Origin of the sequence: Nocardia sp. GCM10030253, from assembly GCF_042675075.1 — a bacterium.
Classification (GTDB): domain Bacteria; phylum Actinomycetota; class Actinomycetes; order Mycobacteriales; family Mycobacteriaceae; genus Nocardia.
In genome coordinates this window covers 570,797-584,415 of record NZ_JBHTDL010000006.1, presented here as the reverse complement: position 1 = coordinate 584,415, position 13,619 = coordinate 570,797, and the positions used below count along the sequence as shown (strand labels likewise).

General features: G+C 66.1%; 12 protein-coding genes and 1 tRNA gene. 8 read left to right on the top strand and 5 right to left on the bottom strand.

Features of this window, described 5'->3' with window-relative positions; translation table 11 throughout:
* Positions 1 to 12: 12 nt before the first annotated feature.
* Positions 13 to 1,779 carry a hypothetical protein gene (locus ACFQZZ_RS15055; protein WP_378679910.1) on the bottom strand — a complete coding sequence of 589 codons (1,767 nt, stop codon included), beginning with the start codon at positions 1,777 to 1,779 and terminating at the stop codon, positions 13 to 15.
* A 207-nt stretch (positions 1,780 to 1,986) separates the two neighbouring features.
* The gene (locus tag ACFQZZ_RS15050; RefSeq protein WP_378679907.1) at positions 1,987 to 2,727 is read right to left on the bottom strand and encodes a glucose 1-dehydrogenase; all 741 of its coding nucleotides are present in this window, start codon (positions 2,725 to 2,727) and stop codon (positions 1,987 to 1,989) included.
* Positions 2,728 to 2,883: 156 nt separating this feature from the next.
* Here ACFQZZ_RS15050 and ACFQZZ_RS15045 point away from each other — a divergent pair, with 156 nt between their 5' ends.
* On the top strand, positions 2,884 to 3,342 hold the full coding sequence (locus ACFQZZ_RS15045) for a MaoC family dehydratase (RefSeq protein ID WP_378679904.1): 459 nt from the start codon (positions 2,884 to 2,886) through the stop codon (positions 3,340 to 3,342).
* A gap of 101 nt (positions 3,343 to 3,443) precedes the next feature.
* Positions 3,444 to 4,379 carry an alpha/beta fold hydrolase gene (locus ACFQZZ_RS15040; protein WP_378679901.1) on the top strand — a complete coding sequence of 312 codons (936 nt, stop codon included), beginning with the start codon at positions 3,444 to 3,446 and terminating at the stop codon, positions 4,377 to 4,379.
* 183 nt (positions 4,380 to 4,562) lie between these two features.
* On the opposite strand, the gene ACFQZZ_RS15035 is transcribed toward ACFQZZ_RS15040, so the two are convergent.
* The gene (locus ACFQZZ_RS15035) at positions 4,563 to 5,960 is read right to left on the bottom strand and encodes a wax ester/triacylglycerol synthase family O-acyltransferase (RefSeq protein ID WP_378679899.1); all 1,398 of its coding nucleotides are present in this window, start codon (positions 5,958 to 5,960) and stop codon (positions 4,563 to 4,565) included.
* A gap of 268 nt (positions 5,961 to 6,228) precedes the next feature.
* Here ACFQZZ_RS15035 and ACFQZZ_RS15030 point away from each other — a divergent pair, with 268 nt between their 5' ends.
* The 3 genes from ACFQZZ_RS15030 (at position 6,229) to ACFQZZ_RS15020 (ending at position 10,208) form a co-directional block, all read left to right on the top strand.
* Entirely contained in the window at positions 6,229 to 7,131 is a 903-nt protein-coding gene (locus ACFQZZ_RS15030) for a metal-dependent hydrolase (protein ID WP_378679896.1), read from the top strand.
* 64 nt (positions 7,132 to 7,195) lie between these two features.
* Positions 7,196 to 8,302: a PDR/VanB family oxidoreductase gene (locus ACFQZZ_RS15025; protein WP_378679893.1), complete on the top strand. Its 1,107-nt coding sequence runs from the start codon at positions 7,196 to 7,198 to the stop codon at positions 8,300 to 8,302.
* A gap of 127 nt (positions 8,303 to 8,429) precedes the next feature.
* The gene (locus tag ACFQZZ_RS15020; protein WP_378679890.1) at positions 8,430 to 10,208 is read left to right on the top strand and encodes an SDR family oxidoreductase; all 1,779 of its coding nucleotides are present in this window, start codon (positions 8,430 to 8,432) and stop codon (positions 10,206 to 10,208) included.
* 3 nt (positions 10,209 to 10,211) lie between these two features.
* Here the strand turns inward: ACFQZZ_RS15020 and ACFQZZ_RS15015 are convergent, their stop codons facing one another.
* A complete protein-coding gene (locus ACFQZZ_RS15015; RefSeq protein ID WP_378679887.1) occupies positions 10,212 to 10,679 on the bottom strand; it encodes a hypothetical protein in 468 nt (155 codons plus the stop codon).
* Positions 10,680 to 11,508: 829 nt separating this feature from the next.
* On the opposite strand from ACFQZZ_RS15015, the gene ACFQZZ_RS15010 reads away from it, so the two are divergent.
* Together ACFQZZ_RS15010 and ACFQZZ_RS15005 are read left to right on the top strand one after the other, a co-directional pair.
* Positions 11,509 to 12,504, top strand: a complete 996-nt coding sequence (locus ACFQZZ_RS15010) for a zinc-binding dehydrogenase (RefSeq protein ID WP_378679884.1) — start codon at positions 11,509 to 11,511, stop codon at positions 12,502 to 12,504.
* A gap of 221 nt (positions 12,505 to 12,725) precedes the next feature.
* Entirely contained in the window at positions 12,726 to 12,872 is a 147-nt protein-coding gene (locus ACFQZZ_RS15005; RefSeq protein WP_378679881.1) for a hypothetical protein, read from the top strand.
* Between the two features lie 28 nt (positions 12,873 to 12,900).
* Here the strand turns inward: ACFQZZ_RS15005 and ACFQZZ_RS15000 are convergent, their stop codons facing one another.
* Positions 12,901 to 13,332, bottom strand: coding sequence for a nitroreductase family deazaflavin-dependent oxidoreductase (locus tag ACFQZZ_RS15000; protein WP_378679878.1), 432 nt, complete (start codon positions 13,330 to 13,332; stop codon positions 12,901 to 12,903).
* A gap of 121 nt (positions 13,333 to 13,453) precedes the next feature.
* Between ACFQZZ_RS15000 and ACFQZZ_RS14995 the strand changes: the two genes are divergently transcribed.
* Positions 13,454 to 13,527 (top strand) — tRNA-Ile (locus ACFQZZ_RS14995).
* Positions 13,528 to 13,619 lie beyond the last annotated feature (92 nt).

Here is a 13,619-nt window from a genome sequence, read left to right as displayed (position 1 = left end):
CTCTGTCCTGTTCTATTTGCCGGGACCGGCGCTGCCCGGTCCCACGGTGCCGACATTGCCTTGGCCGCCGACATTGCCCGCGATGACATTGCAGTTGTTGAGCACGGTGGAGTTGTTGATCTGCGCCACCAGACCGTCGAAGGTCCCGGTGGACAGACCCTTGGTCTCGAGGAACCGGTGTACCGCGTCGAAGATGCGCCGATCCAAGATCTTGAGGTAGCGATCGCAGTCGGATTCTTCGAAGAAATTGGTGAACTCGTCGCCAGCCGCGACTTCACGCAGGCTGGCGACCGCGCCGAATACTCGACTTGCCTGCAGTGGTGTGCGCCAGCGGCCTTTGCCGATGCCGGCCATGTCGCGCACACCGCGCACCAGGTCCGCGATTCGGGCGGGCACGGTGACCGGCAGCACCGCCAGCTCGCACGCCGCCTGCCAGAGGGCACGCAGTTCGGGTACGCGTGGTGGCTCGTCGACCATCCGGTACTGCTGCGCCACGGGCGGGAGCACGTAAGCGTTCCACTCCAGGACCAAAGTCCGGTTGTCACACCCGACGTGCAGATATCCCGACACGGCCAGCTGACGTTCCCATGCCTCCACTCGATAGCAGCGCAGGTAGCGCAGCCACTCCGGTGAACTATCGATCAGGCCGACCCAATCCTTCACGGTCAGTGTCGGATTCGTGCCGGAGTCCAACTGGCCGAGCAACGGCCCCGCCGCCGGGTAGTGCATCATGTGGCGTGCCGAGAGGGTGGCCCAGTGCACCATTTCGAGTCCGCTGAACCGCCAGCCCGGCGTCAGCGTCTGCGGAGTGCGCAGGGACTCGAGCTCGGCGGCCACGAAATCCTGTAGTTCCGCGGGGCTGAAGACCGGCACCGCGGCGTCCTTGCCGTTGTCGCCCGCCGTGAGCAGCGGGAGTGCTATCGACCAGTTCTGGACTCGCACCCCCGCGCCGACGAACGGCTTGTGGCCGCGGTACACGACGATTTCGCTGGCATTGGGCGTCTGTGCCCGTCGTGACTCGTCCGCGGCGATCCGCTCCAGCCGGGCGGCGTAGGGGCCGCAGGCCCAGGAAACGAAGTTTCTCGGCGCGGCGTTCGGTTGATAGATGCCATAGCCGAACCATCCGTCCACCGTGCGCCTGCGCAGGTACGCCTGGGCCGCGAGGAGCGAAAACATGACCAGCGACAGCAGAATCGCCAGCATGTAATACGCGGCGACATCAGAGCCCGACGACCAGCTCTGAGAGTCGCTGCCGAAATTCTCCGCGGCGACCGCGAGCAGCACGAACGGCAGTGTGATCAACGCGATGGTGACGCTGTTGAGGACCAGCCACAGCCCCGCGGTCAGGCACCAGCGCTGCCATCGGTAAACCAGCCAGACCCTTTCGCCCGACTTCGGTCGTGCCAGCCGTGCCACTACCAGCGCGCCGAGCCGCCACGCGATCGCGGAGGCGAGCCAGCCGAATACGAGCAGAGCACTCGTCACCAACATGCCGAACAGCAGCAGGAGCAGACCCACGCTGGTCATTCGGCGGCGAGCCTGTGCGGCCGCCGCTTCGCGGAGCACGGGCTCGGCGCGGACGCCGGGCGACGGTGGAATGGATCGTTTCGGCTCTGCCAGGTACTCCTCGACGAGGACATCGGCGAGATCGTCATCGAGGTGCACCGCGGACGCGAGGTATCGAGTGGCCTCGTCGGCCGGGTCGATCACCGGAATCGCCACGTCGGTCTCCCCACCGCGAATTCGACTTCGGACGCTCGAACGGGGATCCACGATCATTCGAAACCCCTTGGAGTGCACAGGGTATCAACATCACGGTGGTTCCGTGGCCGATGTCCGGTAGTCGGTTACCGTCCGAGCGTCATGCTGCGAGTGCCGCCATTCTGGTCGAGAGCACATGGGTCGATGCCACCACATGCGTCACGCGCCGCTACCGGGGATCGCCGCTGTGGCCAGTGGCTTCCATGCCCAGTAGCGCCATCGCGCTCAGAAGGTCTTGTGTGGGATACCGACGGTGAGTCCGCCATCGATGACGAATTCGGCGCCCGTCGAATACGAGGACTCGTCGCTGGCCAGGAAGGTCACCAGTGCCGAGACCTCGGCGGGTTCGGCGGCGCGACCCATCGGGATCTGCAGGAAGTCGGCGGGAATGCCCTCGGTCATCGGGGTGCGGATCAGGCCGGGGTGTACCGAGTTGACCCGAATTCCGTACTGCGCCAACTCGAGTGCGGTGGACTTGGTGAGGCCGCGGACGGCGAATTTCGTCGCGGTGTAGCCGTGCAGGCCGGGGCTGCCGCGCATGCCCTCCACGGAGGAGATATTGATGACCGAGCCGCCGCCTGCCTTGGTCATCGCGGGGGCGGCGGCCTGCATGCCGAGGAAGGTGCCGGTGAGGTTGATGTCGATGATCCGCTGCCATTCGGACAATTCGAAGTCGGCGAGCAGGTTGCCGTTGACGATGCCCGCGTTGTTCACCAGCACGTTCAGCGAACCGAATCGGTCGACTGCTTCGGTGACCGCGTCGCGCCACTGCTGCGGTTCGCGGACGTCGAGGTGGACGTAGGCGGCGTTGTCGCCGAGTTCCTTGGCGAGTGCGGTGCCTTCTTCGTCGAGGATGTCGCCGAACACCACGCGCGCGTCCTCGGCCAACAGGGCCCTGGCGTGTGCCGCACCCATGCCGCGCGCCCCACCACTGATCAACGCCACCTTGCCGGTCAACCGCGCCATCGCGGCACCTCCGTTTCTCGTATGTTGCCGAACACCGCCAACATACTGGAACGCGTTGCAGAAATGTGCCCGGTCGCGTTGCGCTGTCGAGCCGACCGGCGGTCGCTCGAACGGTGTTCCGGACCGATATTTCCGGTGGAACGTAGGGTTCGGCGTATGAGCGAGCCCACCTCTTTCACCATGGAGTCGCTGCGCAACGCCGCGGGCGTCGAACTCGGCGTGAGCCGCTGGATCGAGATCGGCCAGGACCGCATCGACGCGTTCGCCGAGGCGACCGAGGATCGGCAATGGATCCACGTCGATCCACGGCGCGCCGCGAACGGCCCCTTCGGCACGACTGTCGCCCACGGCTATCTCACCCTGTCACTGCTGCCGCCGATCATGGCCGACCTGATCCACATCACCGACGCGGCGGCGCGGCTCAACTACGGCCTGAACGCAGTGCGATTCCCCTCGCCCGTACCCGCGGGCTCACGCATCCGCGGCCGAGCCCGAATCGTGAGCGTCGAGGAGGTGCCCGGCGGCCTGCAGGCCGTCATGCGGGTGACGATCGAACGCGAGGGTGGCGACAAGCCGGCGTGTGTCGCCGAGTACATCGTTCGCGCCCTGGCCTGAAGCGGCGATTTCCGTCGGGAACGGTGCGCCGTACTGTGGCATCATCGATGTAGAACGCGTTCTAATTCTGTCCAGTGGGAACCGTCTGCAGGAGGCTCACGATGACGAACCCGGACCGCGATGCGGCGACGGCGATGCGACGTCTCGGGCGGCGCGCTCGGGTACCCGATATTGCCGAGGTACCGGGTGGGCGACTCGTGGAGCTACCGGGGCGGGGACGCACCTATGTGGTCGACATTCCTGGGCCGGAGGGTGCGCCGACGCTGGTGTTGCTGCACGCCACGGCCTGTACCGGGTACCTCACCTGGTTTCCCGCGCTCGACGCGCTGGCCGAGCGGTTCCGGGTGATCGTGTTCGATCAGCGCTGGCACGGCCGTGGTATTCGCTCCCAACGGTTCTCGGTCGAGGATTGCGCCGATGATGTCGTCGCTGTGCTCGACGCGGTGGGCGTGAAACGAGCCATCTGCGCCGGGTACTCCCTCGGCGGCGTCGTCGGATTGCTTGCCGCGCACCGGCATCCGGATCGGGTAAAAGGTCTGGTGCTGTGCGCCACGCCGTATCGGTTCCAGGAGAAGTTACGTGAGCGGGCCTTTCATCAGGCATTCGGAGCGCTGGCCGATGCGTTCGGCCCCTACGCCTTTCAGCGGGCCGAGTTGTATCACGAACGGCTGCCGGAACTGCCGGAACATACCTGGGCGCCGGGACGGCTCGAGCGGTGGGCCCTGACGGAATTCCGCAGTACAAGCGGATGGGCGCTCGCGCAGGTCATCGCCGAGGTCGGCCGATTCGATTCCACTGCGTGGCTTTCCACCCTGAAGATGCCGACAGCTGTTGTCATTACGACCCGTGACCGGGCGATTCCGGTCTATCGGCAGTTGGAGATGGCGACCATGATTCCTGGTGCGAGCATCCATCTGGTGAAGGGCGGTCACGCGTCCTGTGTGCTCGAGGCCGACCGGTTCGTGCCGGTGCTGCTGGAGGCCTGCGCCGCTGTTGCTGCTCGAGTGGCGTCGAACCGGGCTGCGGCAGGGGAGTAATTCGCACGGCCGCGCGGCATTGGCATCGCGCGCCTTCGGAGGCGTGATTTCGCGCCGGGCAAAGGTCGGGCTGCACTCTGCCGGGCTGAGGAAAGGGCTGCGCCGCCGGGCTCGGGCGACGATGCCTCGGGAGCCGGGTTGGCAACCCTGTTCGGCGGCGATGGCGAACAGGGCGGCGGTGGATCAGTCCAGGGCGCGTGCCGCGGCGAGCAATTCGTCGACCACGTCGGGAACAGCGTCGGCGAGTACCGCGACGTCGGGCACCAGTTCCTTGCAGGCGATGAAGCCGAAATCCAGGTCATCGTTGTTGGACAGCACGGTGATTGTCAGTCCGGCGCCGTGGAAGACCGGGCCGAACGGATACATGCCGTCCACGCGCACGCCGAGGAAGTAAAGCGGCATCGGCGGGCCGGGGACGTTGGAGACCACCAGGTTGTGCACCACCGGGTGCCTTTCGGCCAGCTTCAACGACGAGTAGACGCGGGCGGCGAGCTGAAAGGTGTTCGGCGGGGCGTACTTCGACCAGTCCTGCAGGAAGTCGGCGCCGATGAGCTTGTATTCCTCTTTGGCACCGCGGTTGAACTCGGCCACCTGCATCAGACGTTCCACCGGATCGGCGATATCGGTGCCGAGGCGCGAGAACAGGGTGGAGACCTTGTTGATGCCTTCGGCGTGGCGGGAGTCGTCGTGCGTCGAGACCGGCACCGAGGCGATCAACGAGCGGTCGGGCAGTTCGTCGTGCTTCTCCAAGTACGTGCGCAGCACCCCGGCGACGATGGTCAGCACCACGTCGTTGACCTTGACCCCGAAGGCGGCCTTGATCTCCTTGATGGCATCGAGGTTCGTCTCGGTGAACGCGACCGCGCGGTGCGGGGTAATGGCCCGATTGAAGGGGGTCCGCGGTGCGGTCAGCGGTAAAGCCATGCCCGCCTTGTTCTCTCGGCGCCGCTGCACGAACCCGGCCACCATGCCGAGAGTCTTCGGCACCATGCCGACCAGGCCTGCCTTGTTCGGTAAGTTCACCAACGCTTCGGCGGCCAGCTTCCAATCGTTCGGCTTCGCCTCGGGCCGCCATTCCTCGGTCGGTTCGGGCCGCGTCGAACCGGGTTCCAGATCGCACAGGTGCATCATCATGTTGGTTCCGGTGATACCGTCCACGGCCGCGTGGTGGTACTTGCAGATCACCGCGACCTTGCCGTCGTCGAGGCCCTCGACCACGTTCATCTGCCACAGCGGACGGTCGCGGTCCATCGGCCTGCTCGCGATATCGCCGACGAGTTCGGCCAGTTGCTCGCGCCCGCCCGGGCTCGGTATGCCGATGCGCCGAATGTGGTAATCCAGGTCGAAGTCCGGGTCCTCGACCCAGACCGGATGGTCGAGATTGAAGGGCACCTCGTGTACCCGCCGTCGCATCTGTGGGACCAGCGGTAATCGCCTGCCTAGTTCTGCTTTGAATGTGTCGAATGAGTACTGCGTGCCCCCTGCGGTGGGATCCAGGATCAGCAGTGCACACACATGCAGGTGCTGAGTCCCGGTCTCGAGGTACAGGAAGCTGGCATCCAATCCGGTTAGTCGCTCCATAGCCAAACCCTACTAGAACGCGTTCTAGTTTTTCGGGTAACGGGAGGGAGGTGGGTCACAGTGGCGGCCTCTATTGTCAAGTGGGCTAACGCCGTTCGGATTCTAAGGCCGCCGAAATATTCGCCGGTGGATTTATTCGGGAGTGTCGGCCAGGATCTCGGCGCATATTGTGTGTTACCCGTGGTTCTAGATATGTGTATGATGGTTGCTACAGCCACGCAGGAAGGTGTGCAACGAGCGGTGTGGCTTGTGCGAAAAAGGAGTACCGATGAAGCTACTTCGCCGGGCTGAGCGGCGGCCGGACATCGATCCCGGTGAGGTCGCGCTGCATGCCCGCAATGTGCGATTCGACTGGGCCGACACGCCGCTGCACTGGATGCCTGTCGAGCCGATCGCGTCGCATCTGATCAACGCGCTGAACCTGCTGCTGCCCGAGGGCGAGCGCATGTTCTGTGCCGCGTACACCGAGGCGCTGCCGTTCGTGAAGGACGAAAAGCTCCGTGAGGCGATGCTCGGTTTCATCGGCCAGGAGTCGATGCACGCGGAAACCCACGACAAGGTGCTGCACGAGGTGCTCGCCGCCAATGGCATCGACCCGGGGCCGTACGTGCGCCAAGCCGAGTTCCTGTTTCGCAAGACGCTGGGCCCGAGGGACGTCGTGGGCGTGGCGCAGCGTCAGGTGATGGTGGAGCGACTCGCGGTCATTGCGTGCCTGGAACACTTCTTCGCCTACCTCGGTGACTGGGTGCTCAATGCGGACCTGGAGAAGTTCGAGGCCGACCCCCGGGTCGCGGATCTGTTCCGCTGGCATGGTGCCGAAGAGGTCGAACACCGGCATGTCGCGCACGACGTCGCGGTCTACTTCAACGCGGGCTACGTCCGGCGTGCGGCCGTCATGATGATGGTGTTCCCGATCTTCATCACCCTGGTGGTGCGCGGGACCAAATTCATGGTGCATCAGGATCCGGCGCTGCCCGACCTCGGCTACCCGCGGTTGATCAAAAGGGTCTTCGGATCGATGTGGCGGGGTGCGCTGCCCGGTGTGCCGTCACTGCTGTGGAGCGCGTTGACGACCTTCAAGCCGGGCTACAACCCGGAATCGGTCGGATCTACCGCGCAAGCGGTCGCCTACCTGGCCAAGTCTCCCGCCGCGCGTGCGATCGCCTCGTGAGCGAGCGAGCCATGGTCGCCGTGCTTCACGGAACGACGCGGTCGAGCTTGGGTCAGGCGGCGTCGTGAGTTACCTGCCTGCCCCGGGACAACTTCCGGCGGACCTGTTCGGCAAGCGCGATCGCGACCGGGCGGTCCGAGTGCTCGACGCGGTCGCTTCCGCGCGACTGCGCTGGAGCACGCTGATCAACCGCAGGGATCTCGCGCCGCGGATCGACGACCATCGACAGGCACTGGTGCTTACCGGCCGACGGATCGAGGCCCGCGATCAGGACGTGGTGAGTCTGCGATTGGAAGCGCCGGACGGTCGTGAACTTCCGCCGTGGCGTCCCGGCGCGCACCTGGATCTGGAACTGCCCTCGGGACGGCTGCGACAGTACTCGCTGTGCGGTGATCCGGCCGATACCCGTGCCTATCGGGTTGCGGTGCGCCGGATTCCGAATGGCGGCGGTGGTTCGATCGAGGTACACGACGAGCTACCGGTCGGCTCCCGCATTGTGGTGCGCGGGCCGCGCAACGCCTTTCCGTTCGCGGTGCCCGGCCACGGATCATCCGCCGCCCGTCTGCATTTCATCGCGGGCGGCATCGGGATCACGCCGATCCTGCCGATGGCACGGCTGGCGATGCGGCTCGGCATCGACTGGTCGATGGTGTACACCGGTCGCAACCGGGACACCATCCCGTTCCTCGACGAGATCGAAACATTCGGCGATCGGGTCACCGTCCGCACCGACGATGAGCACGGGTTGCCCGATGCCGCAACGCTATTGGCGGGCGTCGACGCCGATACCGCCGTGTACTGCTGCGGCCCGGTGCCGATGATCACCGTCGTCATCGACGCGGTGCGCGAAATGCCGGGTGTGGAGCTGCATTCCGAACGATTCTCACCGCCGCCGATCGTGAACGGCCAGCCCTTCGAAATCGAATTCGCCACTACCGGTGAGGTTGTCGAAGTGGCCGCGGACCGGTCCGCCCTCGACGCCATCCTGGAGAGCCGTCCGGACCGGCCGTACTCGTGCCGCCAGGGCTTCTGCCGCACCTGCAAGGTGCGAGTGCTTTCGGGTGCGCCAGATCATCGCGAAACCGTGCTCACGGCGGCCGATCACGAGGCGGGCGACATGCTCGTCTGCGTGTCGCGAGCGCAGGGTGGGCGATTGGTGCTCGACCTGTGAGCGTGAACCTGATGCGCGGTGGGCGGGCGCAGCGCGGCGATAAGTACAGCGCCGCCAGGCGCGACGGATCAGAGCGCCTGCGCGGCGCGGTCATGAGCACGAACCCGGGGAACAAGGAGAAACGTCAATGACGACGACCGAAATCGGCTCGGCGATCACGGAGCGGATCGTTCGCAGCGGCGAATTCGACATCGCGGTATACGAATACGGCGATCCAAGCGCGGAAACCATTGTGCTCGTACACGGTTGGCCGGACACCCATCATCTCTGGGATGCAGTTGTGCCCTTGCTGGCCACCCGGTTCCATGTCGTCACCTATGACACCCGCGGCCACGGCCGGTCCACGCGCACCCGGCGCACCGAGGACTACCGGCTCGACGCGCTCGCGACCGACTTCTTCGCGGTAGCCGACGCGGTCAGCCCCGACCGGCCGGTGCACGTGCTCGCGCACGACTGGGGCTCGGTACAGGTGTGGGAGGCGGTGTGCGAGCCGCAGGCGGCCGAGCGGGTGGCATCCTTCACCTCGGTGTCGGGTCCGAACCTCGATCACATCGGAAAGTGGATGCGCGCCAGGCTTTCCCGGCCGACGCCGCGCAATGTCTGGCAGCCGTTCAGCCAGCTGCTTTCCTCGGCTTACACGTTCTTCTTCATGACGCCGGGACTGCCGCGGGCGACCTTCGGGCTGCTCGGCACCGAGCAACGGTGGCAGCGGGTGGTGTCGATCATGAACGAGACCCCGGCCTCGAATGTCACCCTCGGCCCGACCTTCCGGAAGGACATCGTCGACGGACTGCTGATCTACCGGGCCAATATCGTGCAGCGCATGCTGTCGCCGCGCGAGCGGCACACCGAGGTGCCGGTGCAGCTGATCGTCGCCGGTCGAGACGTCGCCGTCCGACCCGCGGGCTACGACGACGAGCGCAAATGGGTGTCACGGCTATGGCGGCGCGACGTCCCGGCCGGGCACTGGATGCCGTTCTCACACCCCGAACTCCTCGCCACCGCGACCACCGAGCTCATCGACACGCTCAACGGCGCAGCGGTGCCGCGCGGGCTGCGTCGCGCCGAGGTCGGCCGCGGCAAGCAGCGGCGCTTCGAGGATCAGCTGGTGGTCATCACCGGCGGCGGCAGCGGCATCGGCCGCGAGACCGCGCTGGCCTTCGCCCGACTCGGCGCCGAGATCGTGCTGTCGGACATCAATCCGCTGGCCGCCAAGGAAACCGCGGAGCTGATCGGCGCCGAACACGGTGTGGCGCACGCCTATGAGCTGGATGTGTTGAACGAATCGGACGTGACCGCGCACGCCGCGGCCGTCATCGAGACGCACGGTGTGCCGGACATCCTGATCAACAATGCCGGAATCGGCCAGGCCGGTGGCTTCTTCGATACGCCGTCGGTGGAGTTCGATCGGGTGCTGCGGATCAATCTGGGCGGTGTGGTCAACGGCTGCCGTGCCTTCGGCTCCGCCATGGCCGAGCGCGGGCTCGGCGGGCATATCGTCAACCTGTCCAGCATGGCGGCCTACAGCCCGCAGCAGGGGTTCAGCGCGTACTCCACGAGCAAGTCGGCGGTGTTCATGTTCTCCGACTGCCTGCGCGCGGAACTGTGCGCCCGCAATATCTCCGTGCACACCATCTGCCCGGGCGTCGTGCACACCAATATCGTTGCCACCACCACTTTCTCGGGCGTCAGCGCCGAGGAAGAGAAGCGCAAGCAGGAGCAGTACGACAAGCTCTACCGGATGCGGCGCTACGGACCGGAGAAGGTCGCCGAGCGGATCGTACGGGCGGTGGAACGGGACCGCAGCATTGTCCCGGTCACTCCGGAGGCTCGGCTGCAGTACCAGTTCAGCAAGTTCGCGCCGGCCGTCGTCCGGTTCGTGGCCGCACGGGTGAAGCTCACCTGAGGTTTATCCGGGTACCCCTGGCGCCCGGAGTTCGGCTTCGATAGCCGCGACTCGCCGGGCGTCGATGCCCCACGGGTGGTCCACACCGACCTTGGTGTCGAGATCCCAGAGCACGCAGGTTTCGTCGGGTGCCGCGACCATGGACCAGGCCACCACGGTGCGGCCGAGCTGTTCGGCCATGGTGCCGTGCGCGTGCTTGTGGGGCGAGTCCTTCTGGGGCCCGACGCCGTCCGGGTAATGGTGCAGGAACCGCCCGTAGGCGGCAGTGCAGAATGCGGCATAGCGCTCGGTGCAGAGGATGAACCCGTGCCACGCCTCGTCTACCGCGTGCGACGGCATTCCGATCACCTGGCCGTCGCGCATCGCCGCCCCACAACAGCGCAGCCACTGCCGCAGGCCCGTCTCCACCAGGTCCCGTGGCTGCCACGGGCTGGTCTTGAAGACCGCCTCGGGCAAGTCGAGTGCGGCCACGATTCTGTCGACTTCGTGGAGATCGATTCGACGCCGTAGACGGTTTCGGGGGCGCAAAAGGACCACGATTCACTGTACGGCTTTTCGCACTCTGCCGAGATCTCGGCCGGTCGCCCGGTGGCGAAACCGGGCACGACAGTTCCACTGCTGGTGAAAGAAGGGGGCTCTGACCCGTTCACGTGGACGTCCTCGGCCGATACGATTCCCACATGGTGTCGATCGGCCTCGCGCTCATCGTTTTGTTCGTACTGGTGGCTGGGGTCGGCGGCTTTATCGCGGTCGTCATCCTCGTCATCGTCAAGGCTGCCAGCGCTCCGCCGGCGCGTGGCAGGCGTCCGAGGCGTCGGTCGCCGTGGATGGCGGGGGATTCGGGCGGCGGCAGTGATTCGGGCGGCGGCTGCGGTGGTGGAAGTAGCGACGGTGGCGGGAGCAGTTGTGGCGGCGGCAGTAGCTGCGGTGGCGGGAGCAGTTGTGGCGGCGGTGGCGGGAGCAGCTGTGGCGGCGGAGGTTCCTGACCGGCTCCGGCGTCGCCCGGTCGGTGGAATCGGGCTGTGACGGTGGCCGGGCGGACGGGTACCGGGTGATGGCGCTTGGTTCCGATCATGACGCCGCTGTCCTGTATTGCCTTGTGGCCCTGTCGATTCTGGTGATGGCGCACCGGCGCCTCCAGGTGACGTCCGAGCCGACCTCGTCGGGTGCGGACCATGGCCACCGCTGTCGAGTCATTCTGCGCTGAGCGTAATCGGCGGTCGGCGCATTGACCTGAACTGCGGTTCAGGTTTCATGCTGGTCCGTGAACCGATCAGACGATGAAGCGATGGAGGATGTCATGCGGGCTGTGCAGGCGACGGAGTTCGGTGGACCGGAAGTGCTCGAGGTGCGGGAAGTGCCGGAGCCGGTGGCCGGGCCGGGCGAGGTGGTCGTCGATGTCGCGGCCGCCGACGTGATGTTCCTCGACACCCAGCTGCGCGGCGGCTGGGGCACGGAATTCTTCAAGCTGGAACCACCGTATGTGCCGGGCGGCGCGATCGGTGGGGTGGTCTCGGCGATCGGCGCCGATGTGGATCGGGCCTGGCTCGGCAAGCGGGTTGCCACCGCGACCGCCGCGAGCGGCATCGGCGGCGGGCGGCCGATCGGCGGGTACGCCGAAAAGGCACTCGCCAAGGCGGACACTCTGGTCGCCGTGCCCGAGGGGCTGAGCGTAGTGCAGGCTGTCGCGCTCGCACATGACGGCAAGACCGCCCTCGCTGTGTTCGACAGGGCGCAGCTCCAGCCGGGGGAGTGGGTGCTGATCACCGCGGCGGGCGGCGGGTTGGGCACCCTGCTGATCCAATTCGCCCGCGCCGCAGGCGCACACGTGATCGCCGCGGCGCGCGGTACGGCGAAGCTCGAGCTGGCCACCCGGCTCGGTGCGGACGTCGTCGTCGACTACTCCGAGCCCGATTGGCAGGCCGACGCGCGTGCCGCGACCGGCGGGGCAGGCGCGAACGTCGTACTGGACGGTGCGGGCGGCGCCCTGGGCGGAGCTGCCGTCGAAGCAGCCGCGGACGGCGGCCGATTCATCGGATATGGCGCTGCCGCAGGAGGATTCGCAGAGCTGGATGATGCGGCTCTCGCGGCCCGCGACATCTCCGTGCTCGGGCTGTTCGATATCACCGGCGACGACACCGATTGGCACGCGCTGGCGGAGCGTGCCCAGTCCGCGGTAGTGGCGGGAAATGTGGAAGTGGTGATCGGCCAGACCTTTCCGCTGGAGGAGGCCGACCGTGCACACGCCGCCATCGCATCCCGCACCACGGTGGGGCGCACTTTGTTGACGGTGTGAGCCGGGACCGGAAGCCTGGGATCACCGGTCGGTGTTCCCAGGCCCGGTGATTCTTCGTGTGGCTGGTTGGGCAATTCGCACAGTCGGTTGGTACATCGCACAGCGAGCGGCGGTGGTTCACTGGGCAAGCTGACAAGTAAGGTGACCAAATAGACTGTGGCAGCACACAACTGGTCATAGGCGCCGATGCGCGACGCTCGGCCCAGCGCTACTGTGCCTGCGTGCAAACTCTGATTGTCGTTGTCGTTGTCGTCGCGGTGCTCGTCCTGGTCTCCGCGGTCGTGAGTTTCGCCAGCAGGCCGCCGATAGACGTGAGTCCTTGGGACAGAAGCGATTCCGACGGGGACTGGGGCGACGGCGACAGCTGAGGTCGCCGGAGGCGTCGACTGAGCCGGCTCAGTCGACCGGCGTCAGTACCACCACCGCGATCGGCCGCTTCGTGAGCTTCTGATACGCGCTGTAGCGCCCCTGATTCACCTTGTCCACGATTCCCCACCGCCGCGCATACTCCGGATCGTCCGGCAGCGTCGGCCGCGCAACAGCCTGCATCTTCCGCCGACCGACCTGAATCTCGCACTCCGGCTTCGCCTTCAGATTCGCCAACCACCCCGGCGGCCGAGGCGACCCGCCATTCGAAGCGGTCACCAGATAGTCGTCCCCATCCCGCCCATACGTCAGCGCCGACGTCCGTTTCTGCCCCGTCTTGCGCCCCACAGTTCGCAACAACAACGTCGGGTTCCCGAACAACAACCGATGCCCCACCACCCCGCCACTGTTCTCATAAACCCACTGATGCACCTTCAGCACATTCGCGAACACGCTGCCCATGGCCGACCCTCCAGAACGGTGGTGGTTTACGCCCCACCCTAACCACCCCTGGGTATCCGAGTGGTGCAAGCCGCGCCGCACGCGGTAGCATCCCCCACGCCCGCGCGATACCCGCGGAAGAGGGGCGGTAGCTCAGTCGGTTAGAGCCGTGGACTCATAATCCATTGGTCGTGGGTTCGAGCCCCACCCGCCCCACAAACACCCGCTGACCAGCGGGTTTTTGTTTTTCTGGAGAGGTTTCGATCTAGAACAGCGCTCTTCCACGAATAGATTACGGGCGTACCATC